Source organism: Rothia sp. HMSC08A08, from assembly GCF_001808385.1.
GTDB classification, from domain to species: domain Bacteria; phylum Actinomycetota; class Actinomycetes; order Actinomycetales; family Micrococcaceae; genus Rothia; species Rothia dentocariosa.
This window is the reverse complement of sequence record NZ_KV793079.1, coordinates 1-25,301: the sequence shown is the minus strand read 5'-3', so window position 1 is coordinate 25,301 and position 25,301 is coordinate 1. Positions and strand designations below refer to the sequence as shown.

20 protein-coding genes and 1 tRNA gene are annotated in these 25,301 nt (G+C 55.0%); 12 read left to right on the top strand and 9 right to left on the bottom strand.

Annotation, left to right across the window (positions count from 1 at the left end):
* Positions 1–153: 153 nt before the first annotated feature.
* The 3 genes from HMPREF3164_RS08830 to HMPREF3164_RS08820 all read left to right on the top strand — a co-directional run bounded on the left by HMPREF3164_RS08830 (position 154) and on the right by HMPREF3164_RS08820 (position 4,344).
* Entirely contained in the window at positions 154–513 is a 360-nt protein-coding gene (locus HMPREF3164_RS08830) for a histone-like nucleoid-structuring protein Lsr2 (protein ID WP_070450582.1), read from the top strand.
* 547 nt (positions 514–1,060) lie between these two features.
* Positions 1,061–3,613, top strand: a complete 2,553-nt coding sequence (locus HMPREF3164_RS08825) for an ATP-dependent Clp protease ATP-binding subunit (protein ID WP_013397971.1) — start codon at positions 1,061–1,063, stop codon at positions 3,611–3,613.
* A gap of 221 nt (positions 3,614–3,834) precedes the next feature.
* Complete coding sequence (locus HMPREF3164_RS08820; RefSeq protein ID WP_070450579.1) at positions 3,835–4,344, top strand: MarR family winged helix-turn-helix transcriptional regulator; 510 nt, start codon at positions 3,835–3,837, stop codon at positions 4,342–4,344.
* Positions 4,345–4,420: 76 nt separating this feature from the next.
* Here the strand turns inward: HMPREF3164_RS08820 and HMPREF3164_RS08815 are convergent, their stop codons facing one another.
* Together HMPREF3164_RS08815 and HMPREF3164_RS08810 are read right to left on the bottom strand one after the other, a co-directional pair.
* Positions 4,421–5,188, bottom strand: coding sequence for an SDR family oxidoreductase (locus HMPREF3164_RS08815; RefSeq protein ID WP_070450576.1), 768 nt, complete (start codon positions 5,186–5,188; stop codon positions 4,421–4,423).
* 128 nt (positions 5,189–5,316) lie between these two features.
* Entirely contained in the window at positions 5,317–6,252 is a 936-nt protein-coding gene (locus HMPREF3164_RS08810; RefSeq protein WP_070450574.1) for an HhH-GPD family protein, read from the bottom strand.
* 134 nt (positions 6,253–6,386) lie between these two features.
* Between HMPREF3164_RS08810 and HMPREF3164_RS08805 the strand changes: the two genes are divergently transcribed.
* Positions 6,387–7,166: a hypothetical protein gene (locus HMPREF3164_RS08805; protein ID WP_070450571.1), complete on the top strand. Its 780-nt coding sequence runs from the start codon at positions 6,387–6,389 to the stop codon at positions 7,164–7,166.
* Positions 7,167–7,310: 144 nt separating this feature from the next.
* Here the strand turns inward: HMPREF3164_RS08805 and disA are convergent, their stop codons facing one another.
* On the bottom strand, positions 7,311–8,375 hold the full coding sequence (gene disA / locus HMPREF3164_RS08800) for a DNA integrity scanning diadenylate cyclase DisA (protein WP_004005745.1): 1,065 nt from the start codon (positions 8,373–8,375) through the stop codon (positions 7,311–7,313).
* 125 nt (positions 8,376–8,500) lie between these two features.
* On the opposite strand from disA, the gene radA reads away from it, so the two are divergent.
* Complete coding sequence (gene radA, locus HMPREF3164_RS08795; protein ID WP_070450568.1) at positions 8,501–9,928, top strand: DNA repair protein RadA; 1,428 nt, start codon at positions 8,501–8,503, stop codon at positions 9,926–9,928.
* A gap of 173 nt (positions 9,929–10,101) precedes the next feature.
* On the opposite strand, the gene HMPREF3164_RS08790 is transcribed toward radA, so the two are convergent.
* The 6 genes from HMPREF3164_RS08790 to HMPREF3164_RS08765 form a co-directional block, all read right to left on the bottom strand.
* The gene (locus tag HMPREF3164_RS08790) at positions 10,102–11,364 is read right to left on the bottom strand and encodes an FUSC family protein (RefSeq protein WP_048753170.1); all 1,263 of its coding nucleotides are present in this window, start codon (positions 11,362–11,364) and stop codon (positions 10,102–10,104) included.
* Between the two features lie 147 nt (positions 11,365–11,511).
* A complete protein-coding gene (locus HMPREF3164_RS08785; RefSeq protein WP_070450565.1) occupies positions 11,512–13,050 on the bottom strand; it encodes a polysaccharide pyruvyl transferase family protein in 1,539 nt (512 codons plus the stop codon).
* An 8-nt stretch (positions 13,051–13,058) separates the two neighbouring features.
* Positions 13,059–14,027 carry a glycosyltransferase family 2 protein gene (locus HMPREF3164_RS08780; protein WP_239652956.1) on the bottom strand — a complete coding sequence of 323 codons (969 nt, stop codon included), beginning with the start codon at positions 14,025–14,027 and terminating at the stop codon, positions 13,059–13,061.
* 128 nt (positions 14,028–14,155) lie between these two features.
* On the bottom strand, positions 14,156–15,157 hold the full coding sequence (locus HMPREF3164_RS08775) for an inorganic phosphate transporter (protein ID WP_013397959.1): 1,002 nt from the start codon (positions 15,155–15,157) through the stop codon (positions 14,156–14,158).
* Positions 15,157–15,774, bottom strand: coding sequence for a DUF47 domain-containing protein (locus tag HMPREF3164_RS08770; RefSeq protein WP_004005702.1), 618 nt, complete (start codon positions 15,772–15,774; stop codon positions 15,157–15,159). Before HMPREF3164_RS08770 ends, HMPREF3164_RS08775 begins: the two co-directional genes overlap by 1 nt.
* A gap of 333 nt (positions 15,775–16,107) precedes the next feature.
* Positions 16,108–16,803 carry a histone acetyltransferase gene (locus HMPREF3164_RS08765; RefSeq protein WP_070450559.1) on the bottom strand — a complete coding sequence of 232 codons (696 nt, stop codon included), beginning with the start codon at positions 16,801–16,803 and terminating at the stop codon, positions 16,108–16,110.
* 133 nt (positions 16,804–16,936) lie between these two features.
* Here HMPREF3164_RS08765 and HMPREF3164_RS08760 point away from each other — a divergent pair.
* The 7 genes from HMPREF3164_RS08760 to HMPREF3164_RS08725 all read left to right on the top strand — a co-directional run bounded on the left by HMPREF3164_RS08760 (position 16,937) and on the right by HMPREF3164_RS08725 (position 25,275).
* A tRNA-Lys gene (locus tag HMPREF3164_RS08760) sits at positions 16,937–17,009 on the top strand.
* Positions 17,010–17,697: 688 nt separating this feature from the next.
* A complete protein-coding gene (locus HMPREF3164_RS11225) occupies positions 17,698–17,847 on the top strand; it encodes a hypothetical protein (protein ID WP_168160765.1) in 150 nt (49 codons plus the stop codon).
* Positions 17,848–19,421: 1,574 nt separating this feature from the next.
* Positions 19,422–22,094 carry an excinuclease ABC subunit UvrA gene (locus tag HMPREF3164_RS08745; RefSeq protein ID WP_070450550.1) on the top strand — a complete coding sequence of 891 codons (2,673 nt, stop codon included), beginning with the start codon at positions 19,422–19,424 and terminating at the stop codon, positions 22,092–22,094.
* Between the two features lie 445 nt (positions 22,095–22,539).
* Complete coding sequence (locus HMPREF3164_RS08740) at positions 22,540–23,046, top strand: asparaginase domain-containing protein (RefSeq protein ID WP_070450547.1); 507 nt, start codon at positions 22,540–22,542, stop codon at positions 23,044–23,046.
* Between the two features lie 163 nt (positions 23,047–23,209).
* Entirely contained in the window at positions 23,210–23,788 is a 579-nt protein-coding gene (locus tag HMPREF3164_RS08735; protein WP_246822662.1) for a peptidase, read from the top strand.
* A gap of 151 nt (positions 23,789–23,939) precedes the next feature.
* Positions 23,940–24,890 (top strand): hypothetical protein, encoded by a 951-nt coding sequence (locus HMPREF3164_RS08730; RefSeq protein WP_070450541.1) that lies wholly within the window; start codon positions 23,940–23,942, stop codon positions 24,888–24,890.
* Between the two features lie 58 nt (positions 24,891–24,948).
* Complete coding sequence (locus HMPREF3164_RS08725) at positions 24,949–25,275, top strand: hypothetical protein (protein ID WP_246822661.1); 327 nt, start codon at positions 24,949–24,951, stop codon at positions 25,273–25,275.
* The last annotated feature ends 26 nt before the right edge of the window (positions 25,276–25,301 follow it).

Below are 25,301 nucleotides of genomic sequence, written 5' to 3'. Positions count from 1 at the left end.
CACTATTCTGTGTCATTCCTTAGAATTCTCTATGTTGGTAGTCATTAGTCATTTATTTCTGTTATTATGAAGGAGATAAATTAGAGAGTGTGACAACGTGCAGTGTAAAAACTCATAGTTGGAGCAATAAACCAAACTAAGGAGAAAACCCCTATGGCACAGAAGGTGCGCATTATTCTTGAGGACGACCTTGATGGTGGTCCCGCAGAAGAGACTGTACGATTCGGCCTCGACGGAGCTCATTACGAGATTGACCTATCCAGTGCTAATGCCGCTCGTCTTCGTGATGCAATTCGTCCGTTCGCCTCTAAGGGTCGTCGCGTTCAGGTAGGCGCCTCCCAGCGCGGTTCCCGCGGTGGTCGTGGCTCTTCCGCTCCGGTGAAGCGTAACCCTGAAACCGCTGCAATTCGTAAGTGGGCACGCGAAAATGGTTACGAAGTTTCTGATCGCGGCCGCATCCACCAGGAAATTCAGGATGCTTACTACGCAGCTATGAAGGCAGAAGGTAAGTAAATAGTATTGATACCATCGCTAATTCTGTGATGGTATTTCATCTGCCGACGGCGGGATGACACATCAAGTGTTATCCCGCCTTCTGTATAACGAGGTTTTAGAAAAAGCCCTTCATGAGAAGAGCTATCATCTTCCGGCTTTTTTATTAGCCCCGTGATATGTATTTAGGTAATCACGTGGCGGGTATCGCCCCGGGCCTTTTCTTGGTGTTTATGGAATCCCCGTTATCTTATGAGAGCAATCCTCAAGAATGTCCCCTAAGAATCTAAATACCGAAGCAGAATTATAACGTTTTAGTAAAGGGCGCGGAGGTACATTAGTATTGCTATAAGCTAAAGCAATATTAGGTCTTCTGATAGAGCCCGATAAAAGTTTCATGAAAATGTTTATGACCGTCGAGAAACGCCCGATGCGCATCCCGGTTTTGACTCGGTAAAAGGCTCCCCGAAAAATAGCGACACAGACGTTCTCTTGATGGCGAACAGTGCACCGTAACCGCGCTTTTCCACGTAATCTAGTATCAAGCAAAATTTCCAAGGAGTGCGCAATGTTTGAACGCTTTACCGACCGAGCTCGGCGCGTTGTGGTGCTTGCCCAAGAAGAAGCACGCATGCTCAACCACAATTACATCGGCACCGAGCATCTGCTGCTCGGGCTGATTCACGAGGGCGAGGGCATCGGTGCCCGTGCCCTTGAGTCCCTCGGGGTTACCCTGAATGCCGTGCGCGAACAGGTGCAGAGCATTGTGGGCCCCAGCCCCCAGGCGCCAAGCGGTCACATTCCCTTCACCCCGCGCGCCAAGAAGGTCCTCGAACTTTCCATGCGTGAGGCCATTCAGCTTAACCACGGTTATATCGGCACCGAACATATCCTGCTGGGCATGGTGCGCGCCTCCGAAGGCGTGGCAAACCAGGTTCTCTCCAAAGTAGGCGTGCAGGGTGCCGAGGTTCGCCAGGCCGTGATGGATCTTATTTCCGGATACCCCGGCAACAACGAGAATAAGGAAACTGCCGGTGTTGGCGCGGGCAACTCCCGCGAGGGCACCCCGGCGGGTTCGACGATTCTCGATCAGTTCGGGCGTAACCTCACCGCCGCCGCACGCGAGGGTCAGCTTGACCCGGTGATTGGTCGTCACCACGAGATGGAACGCGTAATGCAGGTTCTCTCACGCCGCACCAAGAACAACCCCGTGCTTATCGGTGAACCCGGTGTTGGTAAAACCGCCGTCGTTGAAGGCTTGGCGCAGGCCATCGTACACGGCGATGTCCCCGAAACTCTCAAAGATAAGCACCTGTACACCCTGGATTTGGGTTCCCTGGTTGCGGGCTCCCGGTACCGCGGTGACTTTGAGGAACGCCTCAAGAAGGTGCTCAAGGAGATTCGCACCCGTGGCGACATTATCCTGTTCATCGACGAGATTCACACCCTTGTCGGTGCCGGTGCCGCAGAGGGCGCTATCGACGCTGCCTCCATCCTAAAACCGATGCTGGCTCGCGGTGAGCTGCAGACCATCGGTGCCACCACCTTGGACGAGTACCGCAAGCACATCGAGAAGGACGCCGCCTTGGAACGCCGCTTCCAGCCGATTCAGGTGGACGAGCCTTCCCAGGAGCTCGCCGTACAGATTCTCAAGGGTGTGCGCGATAAGTACGAGGCTCACCACCGCGTAACCATTACCGACGAGTCGATCGAGGCTGCCGTGAACTTGGCGGCACGCTATATTTCCGACCGCTTCTTACCGGATAAAGCCGTTGACCTGATTGATGAGGCAGGTGCTCGCCTGCGCATCAAGCGGATGACCGCCCCGCCCGAGATTAAGATTCTTGACGAGAAGGCGTCGAAGCTGCGCACGCAGAAGGAAGACGCTATCAAGGGTCAGGATTATGAGAAGGCCGCCGCACTGCGTGATCAGGAGCAGAAGGTACTCGCCGAGAAGGCTGAGGCTGAGAAGGCTTGGCGCGAAAACGGCGATGCTTTCGGCGAGGTGACCCCCGAGGTTATCTCTGAGGTACTCGCATCCTCAACCGGTGTTCCGGTGTACAAGATCACCGAAGAAGAGTCCTCGCGTCTGATCAAGATGGAGGATGAGCTGCACAAGCGCGTGATCGGTCAGGATAACGCTATCAAGGCTCTTTCCCGTGCGATTCGCCGCACCCGTGCCGGTCTGAAGGATCCGCGCCGCCCCGGTGGCTCGTTTATCTTCGCTGGTCCAACCGGTGTTGGTAAGACCGAGCTTGCGAAGGCTCTGGCAGAATTCCTCTTCGGCGATGAAGACGCCCTGATTACCCTGGATATGTCCGAATACCAGGAGAAACACACCGTGTCTCGACTCTTCGGTGCGCCTCCCGGGTACGTGGGCTACGACGAGGGCGGACAGCTGACCGAGAAGGTGCGCCGCAAGCCGTTCTCGGTGGTGCTCTTCGATGAGGTCGAGAAGGCTCACACCGATCTCTTCAACTCGCTGCTGCAGATTCTTGAAGACGGTCGCCTGACCGACTCACAGGGTCGTGTGGTGGACTTCAAGAACACCGTGATCATTATGACCACGAACCTCGGCTCACGCGATGTGAACCGTCGCGTTCCCGTGGGCTTCCAGGCGATGGATCACGGCGACGCCGATTACGAGCGCATGCAGGCCCGCGTGATGGAGAACCTCAAGGAACACTTCCGCCCCGAGTTCCTGAACCGTGTGGACGATATTATCGTGTTCCCGCAGCTCTCCGAGAACGAGATTCTGCAGATTGTGGATCTCTTCGTGGGTCGCTTGGCAAAGCGCCTGGCAGATCAGGAAATGTCGATCGAGCTTACGGATGCCGCAAAGGTTCTCATGGCCTCGAAGGGTTACGACCCGGCGATGGGTGCCCGCCCGCTGCGCCGCGAAATGCAGCGTAATATTGAGGATGCTCTCTCCGAGAAGATCCTCTTCGGCGAAATCAAGCCTGGCGAGAAGATTACCGTGGGTGTCGAGGGTGAAGGCGACGATGCGAAGTTCGTCTTCTCCTCGCAGCAGATGCGGGATTTACCCCTGGAGACCGTCAATAAGATGGCGGAATCTGCCGTGGAAGAAGCCGAGCAGATTACCGGAGGGGCCTCTGACTAGCGGCTTTCCCCTGTAGGCAATCCTGCGGGAGTTACTAACTAAGGCTTGTCCCCGAATCCTTCGCGTGAGGGTTCGGGGACAAGCCTTAGTTGTGCAGGGTGTTTTTGCCGTGCTTCTGATAATTATTGCTGTACCCCTCCCAATATCGCTGCGCTTCTGATAAGTGTGTATGTCGGTGAATAATAAAGCGAGACGGAGTCGGGGGATAGTATGCTTAGTACATGCCCGCATCATCGGAAAAATCACAGCAGTCTGTAAAATACCCTCCGCAGCCGGGACAGGGGCAAGAAGCCTATCTCGCCGAAACCCGGTCGCGCATAGGGTCGTCGATTAAACGCGCCGAGCAGGCGATGATGGCGGTCAAATCTAAGGTTCTGCGCGAGTACGATCTGAGCGTCGCACAGTATGCCGCCATGACTTCGCTCTACTATGTGCCCGGGCAGTCGGCGGCGCAGTTGGCGCGTGCCGCAGCGGTAACCCCGCAGACGATGGCCACCATTCTTGCTCGTCTGGATGCGAAAAGCCTGATTACCCGTGTGCCCTCAGAAGTTCATAGCCGCGTGAATATCGTGACCCTCACCGATGCGGGCGAAGAACTGGTTGTTCAGGCCGACGAGAAGGTTCGCGCCGTCGAGCGTGCCATGAGCGCCGAATTCACTTCACAAGAGCGTGAACAGCTGCAAGACCTGCTCGACAGGCTTATCGGGTTTCTTGAGCATAAGGGCGCATAGGTGTATGAGCGCTTAACGCGATGATGCGGTCTTCGTACATACGAAGACCACATCGGTTCGCGCAATATCGAAACCGCTACAGGCTTGCCAGCCACTCCTCAAGCGTGGTGGAGACGGTGTGATCTGCGGGATCGGGAATCAGCCCGCCCTTGGCAATAGCGGAACCGAAATACGGCAGCTGCCGCACCACCTTCGGCGTTTTGCCGCCGACCTCGCCGCGTGCCGTGAGAAGACGCTTCACGAACTCCGTCGTTGTTCCTTCTTCTTCACCGCGGATCGAGACGATGCCCGTACCCGGTACCTTCTCGGAACCGTCGGCAACATCGCATACCAGATGTGCTGCCGCCTCTGCGGGAATAGGTGCTATTTTCATGGTCGGCAGCACCGAGACGGGCCCCACCGTAACCTGCTGAACAATGGGGTCAAGAAGCTCAAACCACTGCGTCGAACGAATAATAACGGTGTCTACGGCGGAATCCTGATAGGTTTTCTCCTGTGCCGCCTTGCCCGCATAGTAGCCGTATCCGCGGCTAACCGCCGGGTTTTCTACTCCGGCGATCGAGACGCAGACGATGCGCTTCACATCGTTATCAGCCGCCGCTTGCGCGATATTGCTGGAGGTGCTGATAAAGGCTGTCTGCGCCTTTTTGCTGCTCATGATCATGTTGTTAATCGCGTCGATCACAACATCCACTCCGGTCAGCGCCGCGCTTAAATCTGCGAGCGATGAAACATCTACCCCGTGTGAGCGGCTGATCGGCACTACCTCGTGACCGCGTTTTTCCAGTTCGGCGGCGATTTTCGAGCCGATAGTGCCGGTTGCCCCTATGACCGCTATTTTCATGGAGTCCTCCTTCATAAAGAAATGAGCTTTCCAGAATGTTTTCTCCATTTTTCCAAAGATTTCAGGTGAAAACAATATTTTTTCGGGGTTTATCGTGAGTTGGGGAATAGTGCATAAAAGGCCAAAACCTAAAGCGAAACTCTGTCTTTACGCTCTTTCGCGAGTTTATCTTTGAGAAGCCCGCTGTAGCATCGATCGATTTGTTCTTGGGGCGAGTCGAGTTTGCGTAAATCCTGCACCGGAACCTTGAGCGCATCGGGAACTGTAATATCGGTGGAGAAGTCCGTTAGAAGCTCCCGCGGCACCGGTGCGTGCGCGGCGCGCAGAACCGCCATCATAGCACCGCGCAGCTGCCGGTCGGTGCCGTGCCAGCTCTGCCCCGTAGGCGTATACTCGGCCTGTGGTTTTCCCGCCTTCACCCACGCGCAGATATCCCCAAGAGGGCACTGTTCGCAGCGGGGGTTCTTGGCAACGCACACAAGTGCGCCCAGCTCCATAACAGAGGCGTTCCACACGCAGGATACGGCGGTATTCTGCGGCATCAGCTCTTCGGCAAGGGTTGTTTCGGCGACGTTCAAATGCTTATGGGGCAGTGCCTTGCCCATGACGGCGCGGGCGTGCACCCGGCGAATATTAGTGTCGATAACGGTGGCGCGTCTGCCGAAGGCAAAGACCGTAATCGCCGCTGCGGTGTATGCCCCTACGCCGGGAAGCTCAAGAAGTTCGTCATAATCCGCCGGAACCTCGCCGTCATGATGCTTCGTAATAGCGACCGCCGCACCGTGCAGTCGTTGGGCACGGCGCGGGTAGCCCAGACGACCCCAGGCGCGCACCGCCTCCGCACTGTCTTCGGCAGCGAGGGATGCGGGCGTGGGCCAGCGGCGCATCCACTCTTCCCAAACGGGAAGCACGCGGTTCACAGGGGTCTGCTGCAGCATGAATTCGCTCACCATCACACCCCAGGCCGTGCAGTCGGCGCGGCGCCAGGGCAGGTCGCGGGCATGGTGCTGGTACCAAGTATTTATGCGGTGGTGTAGTTCGTGTGAGTTTTTTAAATTGAACATGGCAATAATTGCTTGCGTTGTAATGTATTACTGTTTCTAGAGTAGGTGATATTGGGTATCGGGTGCCAATTGACCCACAATATACAGGCAACGTATTTTTATCTATTCCATGTAGCTTATATATATGGTTTTGCATGCACGACACCCAAAAAACCGTTATTCTTAACGGTATGTCTGAACTTGGTCCCGAATTACCCCCCGAAGTATACCGCCGCCGTCGTATCGTTGCCGTGGTAGTGCTTATTCTTGTTTTGCTGGTTGGCATTGTTGGTATTACCACCCTAGTGAACCAGATTAATAAGGGTCCTCAAGACGATGCCGCCGCAGAGGCGACAGCCACCGGCGAACCTTTCCAGAATTTCAGCGCGCGCCCCACACCTTCTACGGTTGCGCCTTCGGGGTCGGTGAGCGGTTCAGCATCCGGCAGCCCGAACGCATCGGCAACCCCGTCCGTTTCTGGGACCCCAGCGGTATCCGGCAGTGCAACTCCGTCTGGATCGGCGAGCGCATCCGCAACGCCAGCCGTGGCTCTGTGCAATGCCAAGGATCTGAAGGTGACGGTCGAGCCTTCAAAGAAGCAGTATGCGCCCGGTGAAATGCCGTCGTTCCACGTGGTGTACACAAATTCTGCGGGTAATCCCTGCTTTATTGGCGGCGAGAAGGTTGCCGAGGGTGTGGAGATCAACATTACATCGGGCGATACCCAGGTGTATTCGTCTGCGAAGTGCACGCCCACTCCTACGAAGAGGACCGAGATTCCCGCGGGTAAGGAAGCCGCCAGCGATGTTGCGTGGGATCGTAAGCTCAATACCTCCGGGTGTAATGCGCTGAAGAATACGGCGAAGGGTACATATTGGGTGACGGCTACCGTGAACGGGGTGACCTCGCAGCGAGTGAACTTCCTGTTGAAATAGCGCCCACGGTATTCCCCGGCAGGAATATATAAAAGATGTATAGAAAGAGCCGTTATTTCAATAAAGAGAGTTTTTAACGCTTTATTGAAATAAAGGCTCTTTCTATCGGGTGGCTGGTGTTCTTCGGACCGTACCCGGCTAATGTTAGAGGTATTTTTCGAGGCTGCTTTCCGCCATGCGGGAAAGCGATTCGCGCACGGTGCGGGCACGATGCTCGCCTATACCATCAACATCACGCAGATCCTCTAAGGATGCGGCCATGAGCGCCTGCAAAGTGCCGAATCGTTCAACGAGGCGTTCGGCAATTGTGTTCGGAATAGTGGCGATGCCGTCAAGCAGGCGGTAGCCGCGCGGCTGCAGGGGAGTGTCGAGTTCGTAATCGCCGAACCCTGCGGCCTGGGCGATCATAGTGAGGTCCACAATATCCATGTCGGTAAGGTCGCGCAGAGCCCGAGTTGCAATAGAGATGCTTTGCGCGGTGGGTCGCGGCAGATAGTCATGCAGAATAACGTCGATACCCGCCATATCGGGGCTGCGGAGCTCTTCAAGCTGAAGCGCCACCAGGCGACCGTTCACACCGAGTTCAAGCACATAGTGACTGACTTCAGAGATAATACGCCGTACCATCTCCATGCGCTGCAGGGTGATAGCGACATCGCTGAGCGTAACGTGTGATTCGATTTCGAGCGCGGACAGCGTGGAAAGCACCTTGTTGAGGCGTTTCTTATAACTTTCAAGGGTCTGGATTGCCTGGTTGGCGCGCGCCATCAGGTATTGGGTGTCTTCGACCGTGTACCGGGTGCCGTCTACATACACCGAAATGACGGACATAGAGGCGCTGACCGAGATTACCGGGAAACCCGTCTGGATTGCCATGCGTTCGGCGGTGCGGTGGCGTGTTCCGGATTCGTTGGTGTCGATGGTTGCATCCGGCATGAGCTGTACCGCCGCCATGAGCAGGCGGGTGGCGTCGCGGTCACAGATGATCGCGCCATCCATCTTGGCGAGCTCACGCAGGCGGGTGGCAGAAAATTCGGTGTCGATGGTGAACCCACCGGAGGAGAGCCCTGTGACGGTGCGGTCTGAACCGAGCACGATGAGTGCGCCTGTGCGCCCGCGGAGGATGCGTTCTAACCCTTCACGCAGCTCGGTGCCGGGGGCGATCTGCGCAATGGTCTTCAGGAGGAGTTCACTGTAATCTGTCTGCACGGAATATATTGTATCGTTTTAGCCTGTGTCACCGCCTTTGTGCGCGCCCCACCCCGATATTCTCTTCTTCGGCTTTTGACGATCTAGGTGTTTAAAACGTCAGGGTCGCCCGTACAATAAAAACCATGGCTGCACGCACAAAAACCACTAAAGGAACCCCCGCCTACCGCTGTACCGAATGCGGCTGGACCACCGCCAAATGGGTGGGTCGATGCGGTGAATGCCAAACCTGGGGCTCCGTTGAGGAAGCCGCCGGGGGTACCGTGGCGCGCACCCGTACCGCATCCAGCGTGCAGAAACCGGCTCAGGTGATCGGCGAGGTAGACTCGACCGTCGCCGCCTATATGAGCACCGGCAACCCTGAATTCGACCGGGTGCTCGGCGGGGGACTGGTGCCCGGTGCCGTGATTCTGATGGCTGGCGAACCCGGCGTGGGCAAATCCACCCTGCTGCTGGATGTTGCCGCCACCTTCGCGCGCGGATACACCCCGCGAACCCCCGCCGCTGAGCGTGCCCGCGCGAAAACCCGCGACGTGCTGTATGTGACCGGTGAGGAATCCGCCGCGCAGGTTAAGCTGCGTGCGGACCGCATCCACGCCGTTGCCGACACCCTGTACTTAACGAGCGAAACCGACCTGGGAACCGCGCTGGCGCATATTGAGCAGGTAGACCCGGCGATGCTGGTGATCGACTCGGTGCAGACCCTTGCCTCCGCAGATGTTGAGGGCAGCGCCGGGGGTGTTACGCAGGTGCGCGAGGTTGCCGCATCGCTGATCGCCACCGCGAAAGCACGCAATATGTGCACCCTGCTGGTGGGGCATGTGACCAAGGAAGGCACGATCGCCGGGCCGCGACTGCTGGAACACCTAGTCGATGTGGTGTGCCAGTTCGAGGGCGATAAACACTCCAATATTCGTATGCTGCGCGCCATCAAAAACCGATACGGCCCCACCGATGAGGTCGGCTGCTTCGATATGCACGAGGATGGGATTGCGCCCGTGCTCGACCCGTCCGGCATGTTCGTTTCGCGCACGCCGCATCCGGTGGCGGGAACCTGCGTGACCGTGACGATGGAGGGGCGCCGCCCGCTTTTGGCCGAAGTCCAGGCGCTGTTGGATCAAGCGGTGGCACCTGCGCCCAGGCGCACGGTGGCGGGGTTGGAATCGGCGCGCATCCAGATGCTTTTGGCGGTTTTGCAGCGCCGTGCCGGGCTGAACGTGGGCAAACTCGACTGCTATGTTTCCACAGTGGGAGGCGCTAAAATCGCCGAGCCCGCCGCCGATCTGGCGTGCGTGATGGCGCTGGCATCGGCCGCGCAGAATAAGCCGCTGCCGCGTAAACTCGCGGTGTTTGGCGAGGTCGGCCTGGCCGGGGAGGTGCGTGCCGTGCCGGGTATTCGCCAGCGTATTGCCGAGGTTGGCAGGCTGGGGTTCACGCATGTGCTGGTGCCCGCATCCCCAACGGGCGTGGGGCAGGTGCCCGATGGGGTGACCGTGCGCGAGGTCGCCACCTTAGGCGAGGCGCTGAACCTGCTCTTCCCGCAGGATAAATAACTGCCGCACATCGTGACGTGAACCGCGAGCAGAGTATTTCGGCGAGCAGATAGCAATTCGTTATCTGCTCGCCGAAATACTATCTGCTCGCGGGTCTCATGGTCGGGTTTTATAGACGGATCTCATGGGGATTAGACGCACACCATCAGCCATACGATACGAGCAGGAAAGACCTACCCCAGCCCCTCTTCGAGGTCTTCATCGCGCAGCATGATATTAACGGTGCGGGTGCGCAAATCCTCCTCCTGAGCGCCCGCAACATCAGCCTGCACAATCGGAATCTCGGAGGTACGCGGCGCATGCTCCGTCACGGCCTCGCCCAGCGGTACTAGTGTGGCGACCGCATCCTCATGATCCATACCGGTAGCCTCTAACATATCCACGGTTATAAGCCTCAGCATAAGCACCAACGACTCGCCCTCAAAGGTTTCTACCCCCAGATGCTTCGGTTCCAGAGTCTCGGCAAGAGAAATCAGGCGCTCGCGGGCAACCTCCATATAGTGTTCACGCTCATGCTCGGTACTGGAATACATACCCAGTCCCGTACTCTGGGCGGCAAGCGCCAGCTCCTCGAGCGCCGCCGAAAGCTTTTCAAGAGCCTTCGGGCGCAGCTGCACATGCGCAATCGTGGATGCCATGCGTCGGTTAAACACGCGGGTGTTGCGGATCGCCAAATCGATAGCCCCGAGAGTCTGCGCCAGTCGATCAAGCTCGATTCGGGTCTTCTTTCCCGCCCACGAAAGCTGCGCCATACCGCGCGCCGTCACCAAATCGTTCTTACTCGCCTCATACAGCGGCTGAAGTTTACGCGAATCCTGCAGGCTCTGATACGCCTGATCGTAGTTGTACCGGCGAATCGCCTTTGCCGCCAGAAAGAAGACATCCGAGAAAGCGCTCATAAGAGCCTCGGCACGCTGACGTGACCCATTTCGCGGGTCTTTAGGCATCAAAAACATCATAAGGAACGCCGCAACACCGCCGATCACGCCGTCAAGGCTGCGGGTAAACGGCAAATCCGAGGTCGGTGGCAGCAGAATCACCAGGCATGCCTGAAAACTGAGCTGAATCGTAAAAATAATGCCTTTATCTAAGAATCTGGCCAGAAGTACCGAAATAAACAGGGCAAGCGTGGCCTGCCAGATGCCGCGCCCGAGCATCTGCAAAAACAGATCGCCAATCAGAATACCCAGGCTCACACCGAACGAAACCTCCAGAATGCGCCGCGAATGGGTAGAGCCGCTCACGTACCCGAGCGACACCAGCGCCGCGACCGCCGCAAAAATAGGTTCCTCATGCCCCAGCACACGCTCCGCAAAAAGATACGCCCCCATCGAAGCAATCGTGATCTGAATAGACTGAAAAAATCCCGCCCGAACGCGGTGAGCCCCGGCGCGGACATAGTTTAAGAATTGTTCCTTCATGGATGCGTGTGCCATAGTTCTAGTCTACCCGCCCTGAAGTTGTGCCGCCGCAGGTCTTTTGCACCCTTGGATGATATGCATCAAAGGCTCCTCATTCGAAACAAAGCGGGATCTCTGATGTTTGGCAAGGCTCTTTTTTAAAAGAGGTTAGGGGCGGTAAGGCTACCGGAACCGGCTCCCAATATGCCGCATCGCCTGCACCTGTCGACTGGTACGATGCGCCGCCCGCACCATCCGCGAACGCTTCAACGTCTGCAGCTCATCCTCGGCACGCTCAAACTCACCCCGCATATGCGCCTCCCACGAGTGCATGCGATCCGAAAGCGCCCATTCGTTGCCTTCGGCCAGCGAAGTCTTCAGCAAAAGCTCACACACCGCATTGTTAATCGCCTCTAGGGACGGTTCCAGGGCGGGAATCGCCACAGCCGCAGAAATACTCTCCGGCATATGCGCCTGCTTTTCCCCGCGCACAGAGGCCGCAAGATACTCACGCCACGCGTGAAGCAGCGCGGTCACTGCCTCATGCCGCGCCCGCAGCTCTTGGCGTTGACCCCTGCTGAGTGAGAGCGCAGACGCAATGAGCTTCTCGGGAATGTCGGTGCCGAGCATATGAAGCGGAGTCATAAAATTCTGCATCCCGTAATGCCCCATAACCCCGCAAATCCGCATCTCGGTAAACGCATCGGGCACCAGCGCAACCGCAGGAATACCGGCGCTAAGGCTAAAAACCGCGGGATGGTACCGGTCGGTGATATTCAGCGCGGCACCCTGATGAATGCGCACCGTCGCATCCGTGTGCAGAATCGGTATCACCGTCGCCGGAGATTTCATGGAGGCGGCAACCAGTTCATGCGCCTTATAGTCACCGGTGCGCCCGCCCTCCGACGCTGGGACGCCCATATGCCCCAGGAAGACCGCCGCCAGCCCATATTCGGCGTAAATCTTGTCTAATAAAGCGGCTAGTTCGTGTACTTTGCTCCCCGAAACCTCGTGCACCGTCACGCACACATAACGCTCGGGAAGCTCAGGAACCTCAACCCGCGTTTCCGCATAATCGAGCGTTATCTCCGGGGTATGCACCCGGTAGTCGCTGGCATCATCCACACCCGCAAGCGCCTTAAGATCGTGCTCGCGGCACCACTCGTAGGAGCTGCGCTCGCGCACCGCCACCGAGGTTGCCGAACGCAGCATACGCAGCAGAACTTCCTCATCGCGCGGGGAAAGCACGGGACCAATCGACTGCCCGGAAACAAAGACCGGAATCTTTGCGTACTGCGCCACTAATGCGATAGCGGCGCGCTCATACAGCAGCCAGCCGTAGCGCGAATTCAGGTTGCCGCCGCCGGAGATGACGACCGCATCCACCGATTGAATACCCTCTACAAAATCGCGGATCTGCTGCGCCGACGGGCAAAAGTCGGGCAGATTCGGCATAACGCCGCTCACAAGAAACTCTTCGAGGCGTTCCAACGTGATCTCACGCTCGGCAGGCGCCCACGGGAACAGTAAAAACGGCATATATTCGTATACAGACGAACCCCCGGCCCCCAGATAACGCTTGCTCTGCTCGGCGTCACGGGTTGCTAAAATAACCTGCATTCCTGCATCCGCCAGGTATTCGGCGGTGCTGATCGTCATGGCCTCGTCCCCCACATGGTAGACGGGCTGGCCAATATCGCCGACAACAAGAACACGAGTCATATGCGTACCTATTTGCTTGATGAATCTTTAGGCGAAAAAACGGCACGCAAACGCGAAAGTTTGCCACTCCACGACATCGCCCGCTCCATGCGGTGCAGCCGCTCACACTGTTCCTGCTGCATATTTTCGAGACGTTCCAAACGTTCCTGAACGTCTTGAAGCGCCTCTAGAGTTTCCAATAAACGGCCGTCAAGTTCATTCGTCAGGTGTGCCTGGTAAAGGTAGGGACCAATATGCGCCCCGGCGGCAAGATCTTCACGGATCGCGTTGGCGCGCACCTGCGCATCAAAAATACGATGCTGCTGCTCGTGGCTCACGCTATTAGCGGCAGAACCCGTCGCATCGGGGCGTTTGCACCAGTACGCCAGCGGCTCGTCCAGAAGCTGAACTTCACCGGCCATGGCGGCGCGCATATTGAATTCCCAGTCGCCCACCACGGGAAGTTCCTCATCAAAATACCCCACCTTCTCGTGCAGGGTGCGGCGGTACAGCACGCCAATCGGAACCGCGCGGTTGGTGCGGAATAGGAACTGCAGCCCCATCGCGGGCAGATCTTCGTGGAAGGTGCGTTCGTTCAGAACAATAAAACCGTCCTCGGTTTGCTGCTCAAAACGCTCAATAATCCGTACCACGCACATATCGGCACCGGTCTCATCAAGGGTTGCGACGGTACGTTCCAGGAATTGGGGATCCCACAGGTCATCATCGTCGTGAATGGCGATATAGGTAGACTCACTGGAGCGCACGCCCAGGTTAGAGGCCGCCTCCATATTGCCGCCCGCAGCATGAAGAAGAACGGTCTGCGCCGCAACCGGGCTGCGGTCAATAATCTGCTGCGATTCTTCCTGATTTCCGCCGTCATCGACCACGTATACGGTGTATTGCGTATACCGTTGCTCGGCGATGTTCTGCAGGGCACGTGCGAGAAAGACCGGGCGATCTTTCGTGCGTACAATGACGGCGACAGAGGAAAACAAAGCTCTCCAAGGAATATATAAGGCCTGCGCATAAGGCACGTAGGGCGGAAATATATAGGGTTGTCTAGAATTCTACGGAGTTGCGCGGGAATAAGCGAGCATTCCAGCCCACATTAGGGGGAAAAATTCTACCCAAATATGCCATCAAGAGCCATCATGAGGGCGATCGCACACAAAAAACATGCCGGAAGCGTGACAAACCAGGTCAGCATAATGTTCGCAACGATCTTCGGCTTCACCGAGTTAAACCGCTGATTCACCCCAGCCCCCAGTGCGGATGCGGTCGCCAGGTGCGAAGACGAGAACGGCAGCTGCAGCAGGAAGTACCCGAGCGCCTGCATAAGAGCCGTGGTGCCCTGAGCTACCGCGCCGCGCATTGGATCTAAGCGCACCATACGGTAGGCGAAGGTGTAGCCGATGCGCCGCCCACCCGTGAGCGTGCCCGCCGCCAGAGCCAGCGCAATAGTGAGCACATGCCAGGGGAGGAGGTCCCGCGTGGGAAGCGGAAAAACCGCACCCAGCACGTGCAGCACCAACAGGTACAGGTACCCAGTCTGCATACCGTGCAGAAGCGAAATTGCGGATGCCGACACCGCCAACACCTCACGCGAATGCCGGTTCACACTGCTGGGCGAAGAGCGGATCGCTAAGCGATAAAACGGGATCACCAAAAGCCAAGAAAGAAGAAAAATCAGGGGCGGCAGGTAGAGGAGCGGCAGCAGAGTGGCATCGAAAATCGCGGGGATAAACCGTGAACCTTCGCCATCGACCCGGGCATACCACGCCACCCCGGCCAGGGCGCCGATGAGGGCATGCGTTGAGGAGGCTGGCATGCGTAAGGCCCACGTTGCCACACCCCATAAGGCGGCGGTAATAAGCGCGGCGGTCAGCCCCGGAAGGCCCAAATGCCCGCTGGGAACGGCAATCCAGGGCACACTCATATCGGTAATCAGCAGATACGCCGCAAACACCCCGATACCGTTGAACAGCGCGGCGGTAATCAGAGCCGCGGTATCGCCCATCGTGCGGGTGCGTACCGGCACCGCGATCGCATTGGAGGCATCGTGCATGCCGGTCACAAAAATCGCGGAAAGAAACGCGCCCACACACAGAATACTGAGCAGAACCACTAGGACTCCTGCACGATAATACGCCCGATCTCAGAAGACACGCCGCGCATCGCATTTGCCGCTTCGACCAGTTGGGCAATGAACTTGGTGTACCGGCGGTAGCGTTCCATCGGGAAGCGTTCGGCGAGTTCTGCATCGTACTCTTCGGCGGTGCGAACGGCCTGGCGCGAGATACGCAGCATATCCATCCAATAGTTATCCAGGCCCTTAATATCGGCGAGCTTGGGAATTACTGCCTCGGTCAGCACAGCCTGCCGCTGAATAATATCGAGTATTGCGGTAATATGCGGGGCAAAACCGTCGATCTTGTGCAGATAAAGGATGTGCGCGGCACTCGTGAGCTTTTCGACCGCGTTCGTGAGTTTGCGGGCCAGCGTGTAGAGGTCTTCGCGGGGTACCGGGGTGGCAAATGAGCTTCGCACGGTGGTGAGGGTCATGAAGAACAGGTCGGTCGAGTTCGCCTCGTGCACCAGCATGCGATCGAAGAGCTCGGGGTATTCGGAGGTAGATGAGCCAACCATTTCGGAGAGGAGCGCCGCCGCCTCCGCCACCTGCACCGAGATTTGTGCAAGCGAGGTGAGTGAGCTGTTGGCTTGTGGAAAGATGCGGTGCAACATAGTTACAGTCTAACGCGGGTGTGCTTAGGGTGCGCGGGTCTGATACTTCCCGCGCGGCGGCTTGAGAATACAACAGCGGGAAGGCTGCATGATAGCCTTCCCGCTGTGAACGTTAGCGATGTCGGGCTGGGAGCGCCTCTCGGCGGAAGGCCGCTCGAAGCGGCAAATGATTTGGAGCCCGGGGCTACCTATTAGCAACCCGACATCTTGTCTTAAATTATCCGCCCGCGCCGAGCCTCCGTCAAGGTACATGAGCTCTAAGCAGAACACCCGGCATCAGTTCCGAATCCTGTATTTTCCCGGGATTTGATAGCGCGCGAGTACCATGCGGGGCTACAATGCTTCGAGTCCGCCGCTTGCCCGCCAGTGCGCGGCGGTCGCCTCCAAATCCTCGGCAATTTTCACGAGTTTTCGGGATTGTTCGGGCACGCGGAACATGCGTTCAATGCCTTCGCGGCGAACCTCGTGACTGGGCGGATGCACCCCCTGCGGGTTGCCAGAAAGTCGGCTAATATCTGCACGCTCATAGTTGAGACGCAGCCCCAGTGCCACCACGCGCGCGAACGCCGCAAAACGTTCGAGAGCTATATCAATATCGCCGCTGTAGAGACCGGCCAGAATTTTGTCCGCCGTTTTGACGACCTCGGAGGCGCCTGGCGGGTCTGGTACCCCCGCCAGCAGATGCGAACGGTAATCGGCACCCATACCGGTAGAGAACGCTTGTGCGGTGGCCTTCGGGTAGCGTCGTACCATGTCGCGCAGGGAATACATGCGCCATAGCGCGCCGGGGAGGGAACGCGCGGGTGAATGAGACCAGAGCTGCGCAAGCGCCTCAATACCGTATTCGTCAGTGAAGTCTATGAGCCGGGCGGCAACCTCCGGATCAGAGTTTTGGCGTCCGCGCTCCAGCAGAATGCGGGCAGACGTATGCGCCGCCTCATCACGGGCGGCGGGATCTTCACCGCCGACGCGGCGCTCAAACTTTTCGCTGGGCTGAGATACTGGGCGATGATGTGCACGATGAGTCATAGGAGTTTAGTGTAACGGGCAGGGCACGAGTTTTTCGAAGGATTCAGCCGGACGAAAATCATATCTGCGAAGGCGACTCGTGACGGATTTGTAGTGTATAGTAGATGATGTCTTCGCGTTCACGCGGGACGGCGCGCCTTTAGCTCAGTTGGTAGAGCTACGGACTTTTAATCCGCAGGTCGTGGGTTCGAGCCCCACAGGGCGCACTCTTCACCAGAAAGAATCTGGTATCTCGCCCCTTTCGGTATGAAGCCGATCGGGGCGACTTTTCGTTTAATCCGTCCTTGGCCTTCTTCTATATACGAAGGAGCGGGAACATGTGCGGAGACAATGCTGTTTCCAAGGAGATCACCAACAGTTAGATCAAGCGCACCAGCAAGTGTAAATAACTCATCCAAGCTGAAGTTTTGTTTTCCTCGAAGCCGGTCTGACACGCCTGCCTGTGTAGGAGAACCCGAGTAGATTTTGCAAGCACGCATGTATCGGTATGTAATCCTTTTGCAGGATTGGGGATTACAGATCGCACCGGATGAGCTGACACACGCGGCTCCGTGGACAGCTCTAGTAGCGGCTTAGAAACATCGGTTTTAGAAGACCTTTAGAGGATATATAGATTCAATGTCTTTTCGGATGGTTAATTGGGCATACGAACAGGATTTACCGCCTAGCCCAAAGTTTTTGTTGGTCACGATTGCTGATAGAGCTGATTACGCGGATGCTGTCGATTGTTCGGTCTGTGGTAGAGACCGGGACTATCACTACTGCTAAAGGGGAAGCGTAAGTCACTTTAGATGATTTTATTGGAACGAATTTTGAAATTCTGGTCATTTTCTTCGGCCTAGTCTTGTCAATATTTTCTTGATATTAAAAATATCGGAAGAAAGGAAAATAACCATGACCACTAAAAGCAATTTGCGGGATGATGAAAAACTAAACACCGGTGAAAAGATTTTCGGTATTTTTATCATCCTCATTGTATTATTCATTGTCTTTGTAGTTGTTTTTGGGCTTTGGAATGTTTGGAACGATTTTTCCAGTGAATGACCTCATACTAGACAATCGAAACAGAAAACAACTCGAACTATTGATATTCTTTCATTTTAGTTATCTAAAGAAAAAGTACAAACTGGCAGCTTTGAAGGTCGCACAGGCGGAAGCATTATTGGAAATGTTGGTTATGCGCAGGGAAACAGTGGGGGGAAACCTGTTATCTATATTTATACTCGTTACCGTGCCGCCAATATGAACGACGATGCGGCATCGGCTCAGGATTCCTTCATGGATGTGACTCCGCAGAACCCGTTCTACCGCGAAATCGCATGGTTTAAGGTTCAGAAGGCGAGGAAATAATATTTCATAAGGTTTACAAATGTTGAAGCATAAGTAATTTTGTTCCTTTCCATGTCATATCATATGGGTTCAATATGATATGAGCTTTGAGGCGGTTGCTCCTACGGTTTCCCTAGGGTGACTACATTTTTTGTGTCTTGGAACCGCTTGCTGGTGTGATGTTGCAAGTTTTTTGTCGGGCGGTGCCGTGTTTTTACTTGCCACATGCGTAATACATTATTGAGCGCCTCGTTTCGTGGTGTCGCCGATCCGGTCTCCACCTGTGTACACCCTACAGAGCACCCTAACCTGTGGGGGTGTAAAGCGTAGACGGTTTAAGGGATGTATTAGTAGATGCTCTGCGGGTTGAGGTCGGGAAAGTTTTTTACTCTACTTGTTGCGTTTTTCCTGTTTATCCCCGACTCACTTATGAAAGTTATTCATGTCGTCGTGGTCTGGGTGTGCGTTGTTGTGTTCGAGAAAATTTTTTTGATGTCGATGGTGGCGGGGAGGATTTAGAGACTCATGAAAGATTTTGAAGTTTTATGTGAGCATCCTGTTGTGTGCTGGTTCCTTTTTATGGTTGCTCCTACGGTTTTCTGGAAGCTATTCCTTCCTATTGCCAGTGTTGTGTGTGAGGTGGGTATGTCCTGGGTGAAAAGGTTCGTGGAGGCTTTTATGCGGACGGTTTTGCCTGGTCCGGAGAAGGTTGGGGTACGTCTTGGGGTATGGGTGCGTTCTGTGTTCCGGCGGTAGGTGGGTGACTCATTGGGACGCTCACGCGAAGGCTTTGTTTGACCCTCAGACGGGATTATTTCGGAATTGTTCAGCGATGCACCGGCCGGAGGAGACTTTTACGGATGCGTGATGTGGCTCAGATCGAGTCTGAAGTGTGGGCTGATGCCAAATTTATTGAAGCCACTCAAACTAATACCTCGTATTGGTAAGACTTAAAAAATAGAGGGAATTAAGCGAAATCTTAATCCCCTCTACCTATTCCTTTTTTCAAGAATTAATTACTGAGCGGCAGGAATGCTACCGTGCGGATCAGTAACATACTTCACAGGAGAGCGAGTGTTTTATCAACCTCAAGGGACTTTTAGTTCCTCAGCAAACTTACCATAGCATAGAGGTGGTAGAACAAGATCTTCACCCCCCCCATGTGAAAGAGAATAAAAATCGTTGTCTACGAATCGCCGGGATAGGGAGTAAAATGGCAAACGACAAAAGATCACAACGATTTTGAGGCTACCGGTGCCTCACACAGAAGCGATTGGTCAAATTCATCTATGAGCGATTTACCCGAATCCACCACAAATAAAGAAACTCACATCCAGCCAAATGTTCAAGTATTGGGCGCACGTCAAAATAACCTGCGCAATGTTGATCTTTCTGTGCCCCGTGATGCTCTCGTGGTCTTTACCGGCATGTCAGGATCAGGTAAATCTTCCCTCGCGTTCGGAACCCTCTATGCAGAATCGCAGCGCCGTTATCTAGAGTCGGTGGCCCCCTATGCCCGCCGTCTTATCGATCAAGCGGGAGTGCCCGACGTCGATTCCATTACAGGGATGCCCCCCGCTGTAGCCCTGCAACAACAGCGAGGTGGACAAAACTCCCGGTCGACCGTTGGTAGCATCACGACCATCTCAAGCCTGGTTCGTATGTTGTATTCACGCGCCGGCCAATATCCAGAGCATCAGAGCATGCTCTATGCCGAGGATTTCTCTGCCAACACCCCGCAGGGGGCATGCCCTCAATGCTATGGAATTGGCAGAGTCTATGAAGTACCCGAAGATCACATGGTTCCCGATCCCACCAAAACCATCCGTGAACGAGCCATAGCTTCTTGGCCTACCGCCTGGCACGGTCATCAGCTTCGAGATGTATTGGTGGCACTTGGCTACGATGTAGATATCCCCTGGAAAGATCTTCCCAAAAAAGATCGCGACTGGATTCTTTATACGGACGAAACACCACATGTACCGGTCTATTCGCGTATGACACTTGCTGAGGCTCAAGCGGCTAAACAAGCACATGTTGAACCTTCTTATAGCGGCACCTACGTGGGTGCAAAACGCTATGTACTGGATACTTTTGCTAATACTAAAAGTGCCTCCATGAAACGCAAGGTAGCGCAGTTTCTCACATCAATCCCTTGCCCAGCCTGCCACGGTAAACGCATCAAACCAGAGGCTCTCTCAGTAACCTTTGCAGGGTTAGATATTGCTGACTTCTCCCAGCTCCCTCTCTATGAGCTAACCAATCTTCTTGAAAAAGCTGTTGAAGATGCTTCCCACACAATCACTATGAAGGCAGATGAGAAAGAAACGCTCGGGCAAAGCTTACACCAAAAAAGGGGAGAAGAAGCTACAGAGTCAGGCAGTCACACAAGTGAACTTGTTGCTGAGACAGAACCGGAAGCTCATAAAAATCCCCCTCAGCCTGTTGAAAAACTTGCCGCTACCTCTCGGCTGGCCGCTGTCCTCATTGAGCGTCTTCGCCCCATTATCGACCTCGGCTTAGGCTATCTTTCTCTTGATCGAATGACTCCTACCCTTTCCGGTGGTGAACTGCAACGTTTGCGCTTAGCTACTCAGCTGACGTCTGAACTTTTTGGTGTGGTCTATGTATTAGATGAACCTTCTGCTGGTCTACATCCTCAAGACACCCGTGCGCTTCTTGACGTTCTTGACGGACTCAAAGCACGGGGAAATAGTCTGTTTGTGGTGGAACATTCTATTGAAGTAATGCAACATGCTGACTGGATTGTGGATGTAGGGCCGGGAGCTGGAGAACATGGTGGTCGAGTCCTTTACAGCGGTGAAGTTGATGGTTTAGCCCACGTCCAGGAATCTCTTACACGCGGTTATCTCTTTGGAGGCAGTGGGCTCCCACCGCATACTCCTCGGAAACCTGAGCAGTGGATAAAACTTTCTGGAGTTAGCCGAAATAATCTCCATAACGTGGATGTACAAATCCCACTAGGGGTTCTCACTGCCGTCACAGGTGTTTCAGGTTCGGGGAAATCTAGCTTAGTCAGCCAGTGCCTACCTCAACTGATAGGTCATCGACTAGGTAAAACGGTGCAGGTAGATGAAACACCCGTAGAGGGAGATGAAATTTTAAGGGCCGAACAGGCCCCTGAAACGAGGGGAACTGTTGAAGGTGATTTCAGCGGTATACGCCGCGTGGTTGCCATCGATCAGAAACCTATTGGGCGAACACCTCGTTCCAATATTGCCACCTATACAGGGCTCTTTGACCATGTGCGCCGTCGTTTTGCCGATACAACAGAAGCCAAACGCCGGGGATACAAACCAGGCAGATTCTCCTTTAACGTAGCGGGCGGGCGCTGTCCCACCTGCGAAGGTGAGGGGTCGGTGATGGTAGAGCTACTCTTCTTACCCTCGGTGTACACAAAGTGCCCGGACTGCCAAGGTACCCGCTACCAGTCAAGCACCTTAGAAATACTCTGGCGTGGTAAGAATGTGTCCCAAATTTTAGAAATGAGTGTAGAGGAAGCTCTGGGGTTTTTCGACGGCGAAGTGGAGGTTACGCGTTCACTGGCTGCGTTGAGAGATGTCGGCTTGGGTTACCTGCGTTTGGGGCAGCCTGCGACTGAGTTATCTGGTGGTGAGGCACAGCGCGTCAAACTAGCCACGGAGTTGCAACGGGCACAACGCGGCGACACTCTGTATGTACTTGATGAACCCACTACCGGTCTGCACTGTTCAGATGCTGACCGTTTGATATCGCATCTTCAGACTTTGGTTGATGCTGGTAATACGGTAGTGATGGTCGAGTTGGATATGCGAATTATCGCAACGGCTGATTATGTGATTGATATGGGCCCTGGCGCGGGAGAGGGAGGCGGTCAGATCGTTGCCACGGGAACACCTGAGCAGGTGGCCACGGTGGAAGATAGTGCTTCAGCGCCGTTTTTGGCTACGGTTTTAAAATAATTAAACTAATATTCCTATGTTCTTTTTCTGGCTATGTAGTTGGTAAATGATGCTAGAAAGGATCTCTCGAAGTATTGATTTGGGTAACTGATATTCTCTAATGATTCTTGAGGCTGCCCTGAAGAATATACTGATAGAGACTGTTATCTTCTACGGGCAGAGCGGTAGGAGACGTTTTCCTGTTGACGACCAGCTGATGACACTAGAAAACCCGCCGTTGATGGTATCCCGGAGATATCTAGGCAATGCTTCTGTATGCTTTATCTGATAATAAAAGCAGATGCATTCCCCGGCATTAAAATTTAGACGGATAGTGGGTGAAGCGTAGCTGTCTAATTCTTGCCACAGAACGTAAAGAAAATCGCTCCAATGCCCTAGAATATATGCGGTACCGGGGCAAAGATACACCCCCGGCGATGTTTCAGCCCCTAAGGAGCCCGCGCCCATGAGCACCATCAAAAACCCGGACGTTATCACTATCCTGGCAACCGGCGGAACTATCGATAAGTTCTACTCGGTGGCGGGCACCCTCGATATTGGCAAGCCTGCCGCGCACGATGTGCTGTCGAGAGTGCTCACCGACATTCGTTTTGATATTCGCGCGCTCATCGGCAAAGACAGCCTGGATATGACCGACGAAGACCGCGCCGAACTCGTTGCCGCCCTCAACGCGATTGAACACGACCAGGTTCTCATCACCCACGGGACCGACACAATGAGCGAATCCGCCCGATACATCGCCAAGCACGCCGATCTGGGGTCAAAGGTTGTGGTGCTGACCGGTGCCATGCAGCCGGCGGTCATGGCGCATTCGGATGCGGGGTTCAACCTGGGGGCTGCGATTTCCGCACTTAACCTGCTGGAACCGGGCGTTTACATCAGCATGAGCGGCCGAATTTTCCCGGCGCACACCGTGCGTAAGGATCGTGCCCGCGGGATTTTCGAGGGATAAACTCTGAAATTTTTGCTGCGTTCTGCAAGCTCTTGGTGACGCTTCAGTAAATAGGGCGTAAGTTTCAGCGTTATCTCAGTTTCATCTCGTACCGTAGTATTGAGTGCTTTCTCGATGGCGCCTCCGGCAGTGCTTCACAACGCCAGCGGCAGACAGGGTACCTATGAGCGAAAAATATAACCCGGGTTTTTGGGATCAGGCTTGTTCCACGCCGCCACCCGTGCGGCGCCTGTACCTTGTCCGCATGCTTTTCCTCGTGGTGCCTGCACTGACGCTGGTGTATTTTTTCGAGGCTATCGGGCTTGACCCTATCGGCGCGGTTCCCCTCATGTACCTGTCTCTGCACGGCTGGTTTGCGGTCGCGTATGCGCGGAATAAATCTATGGGGCTTGTTATGGTGGGAAACCTGTTCAGCGCCCTGGCGGCATCCGTTATCACCGGATTTTTCGCCTATATTTTGGTGTTTATTCACGGGCCAAGAACACTATGGAAACTCTTGGGAGGCTCGTACCCCATTCTGACCATTTGGATTATGGCGTCCTTCGTGATCGAGATTTTATGCTCCCTTATATTCGTCTTCCTGATCTTCCGCAGGTTCCCCTCCCGTGCCGAACGTGAAGCCCAAGAGACTCGCGAACTGTCAGAAGAGTCTTCCCTGTCTGAAGACCAGGCAGTCAACGACCATACGCTGACTAAGGCCGAAGCACAGAGTACACACCGCTCAGACTCTGATATACCGTAATGAGTTCCTGAGCTCATCCGCTCCCCAACGTGCCATGATTGCAGCCGTTACTCCCTGCAAGCGTGGTAGTGTATGACATAACCCAACGTTGGTGTAGCGAGGCACCCGCGCGCCGGGCTACACAAAAATTACCGGTAACGAGGATGTACATATGAGCACAGACCCCATGAAAAACGATGATTCTTCCCGTCAGCCTGAGGAACCTAGAACTACGCCGCAGGAATCTTCGGCGACGTCGCCTGTAGACGAGCATTCGGGGGACAGCACCGCACATAAAACCGCCGGAACCGGCGGCGCATCGCAGCACGAACACAGCGGGCGTACCTCAAAGTCGGATCCCTCACCCGAGGATAAACAAAACCCCAACAACTCCGGCAACGCCCAGAACCAGCAGACTGCTCCGTCAGCGCCAGGGTATGTTGGGTTACAACCGGGATACCCTGCGCCGAGTCCATCGACGCCTCCAAATCCCTATGCGAATCCGCATGTCGTACCCGGATATTCGGGATATGCAGTGCCGAATCCAGCCGCATACCCGTACACTGCATATCCGGCAAACCCGCACGATGAGATTGTCCGCAAACGTTCGCTGATGTACCTGCTGCGTCTGTGCATTGTGGGTGCTCTTATTGCGATCGGTATTGTTGCGATGACTTTCAACCTTATCGGTGCGATCATCGAACTTAGCGACTGCGGAACCGGCAGCTACTCGTGGAGTGAATACTCGCAGCGGATATGCCGTGAAGATAACACCTCAGCAATCACGGGGTCGTCGATTTTCCTTGTCATTTTTATCGCGTACCCGATATGTCATATTTTTGGGCTGCTTGCCGTCAGGAAAAATCAGCACCATGTGAGGGTGCTTGTCATTAACATTATTGGCATTGTGCTTTCGTCTCTGGGGATTGTGCTTGCTGGTTTAATGCTCTTGGGCGGTATAGCGATGATAACGGCGTTTGGATCCTCGGGATTACTTGCCATTTTTATCATATTCCTCGTGGCTGGGGCAGTACCCGTGGCAGAGCTTATTTTCTCGATTATTTTCGTCCGGCATGCCTCGTGGATGAACCATAAGGACTACTTCACGAAACCCGGTGTATAACCACTGCGGGGTGCCGCACCGTGCCCCATTCGAGTGCTCTTGGTGTGAAAGGTAAAATGTGGCTCACGAGCCGGTAGAAAACGTATCTGGCAATAATTCCGATGTACAGTTGACGGGTCGGGGTGCGGAACACCATGTGGCGCATCCTGCCTTGTCGGCGGGTTATCCAGTGCAGGGTCAGTCTGGTGTCCCCGCTTATGCAGCACCCCAGAACCCCTATACTGTCGGGTCTGTAGCGTACGGTGTGCCGGGTACCTTCGGGTACTCTGGTGCATTATCAACGGGTCCTGATAACTCCGAAATCAGAAAATATGCATCGATATATCTGGTGCGTCTAGGTATTGTAGGTGCGCTTCTTGCCCTGTATGCGATGGGTATTATCTAGTTTTCTGAGAAGACTCCACCCTTTAG

Excerpts from the sequence above, each read along its gene's own strand:
- HMPREF3164_RS08740 (WP_070450547.1), top strand. The coding sequence starts at position 22,540 with ATGAGCACCATCAAAAACCCGGACGTTATCACTATCCTGGCAACCGGC.
- HMPREF3164_RS08805 (WP_070450571.1), top strand. The coding sequence starts at position 6,387 with ATGCACGACACCCAAAAAACCGTTATTCTTAACGGTATGTCTGAACTT.
- HMPREF3164_RS08815 (WP_070450576.1), bottom strand. The coding sequence starts at position 5,188 with ATGAAAATAGCGGTCATAGGGGCAACCGGCACTATCGGCTCGAAAATC.
- HMPREF3164_RS08730 (WP_070450541.1), top strand. The coding sequence starts at position 23,940 with ATGAGCACAGACCCCATGAAAAACGATGATTCTTCCCGTCAGCCTGAG.
- HMPREF3164_RS08825 (WP_013397971.1), top strand. The coding sequence starts at position 1,061 with ATGTTTGAACGCTTTACCGACCGAGCTCGGCGCGTTGTGGTGCTTGCC.
- HMPREF3164_RS08785 (WP_070450565.1), bottom strand. The coding sequence starts at position 13,050 with ATGACTCGTGTTCTTGTTGTCGGCGATATTGGCCAGCCCGTCTACCAT.
- HMPREF3164_RS08745 (WP_070450550.1), top strand. The coding sequence starts at position 19,422 with ATGAGCGATTTACCCGAATCCACCACAAATAAAGAAACTCACATCCAG.
- radA (WP_070450568.1), top strand. The coding sequence starts at position 8,501 with ATGGCTGCACGCACAAAAACCACTAAAGGAACCCCCGCCTACCGCTGT.
- HMPREF3164_RS08810 (WP_070450574.1), bottom strand. The coding sequence starts at position 6,252 with ATGTTCAATTTAAAAAACTCACACGAACTACACCACCGCATAAATACT.
- HMPREF3164_RS08820 (WP_070450579.1), top strand. The coding sequence starts at position 3,835 with ATGCCCGCATCATCGGAAAAATCACAGCAGTCTGTAAAATACCCTCCG.
- HMPREF3164_RS08735 (WP_246822662.1), top strand. The coding sequence starts at position 23,210 with ATGAGCGAAAAATATAACCCGGGTTTTTGGGATCAGGCTTGTTCCACG.
- HMPREF3164_RS08790 (WP_048753170.1), bottom strand. The coding sequence starts at position 11,364 with ATGGCACACGCATCCATGAAGGAACAATTCTTAAACTATGTCCGCGCC.
- HMPREF3164_RS08765 (WP_070450559.1), bottom strand. The coding sequence starts at position 16,803 with ATGACTCATCGTGCACATCATCGCCCAGTATCTCAGCCCAGCGAAAAG.
- HMPREF3164_RS08830 (WP_070450582.1), top strand. The coding sequence starts at position 154 with ATGGCACAGAAGGTGCGCATTATTCTTGAGGACGACCTTGATGGTGGT.
- HMPREF3164_RS08770 (WP_004005702.1), bottom strand. The coding sequence starts at position 15,774 with ATGTTGCACCGCATCTTTCCACAAGCCAACAGCTCACTCACCTCGCTT.
- HMPREF3164_RS11225 (WP_168160765.1), top strand. The coding sequence starts at position 17,698 with ATGACCACTAAAAGCAATTTGCGGGATGATGAAAAACTAAACACCGGT.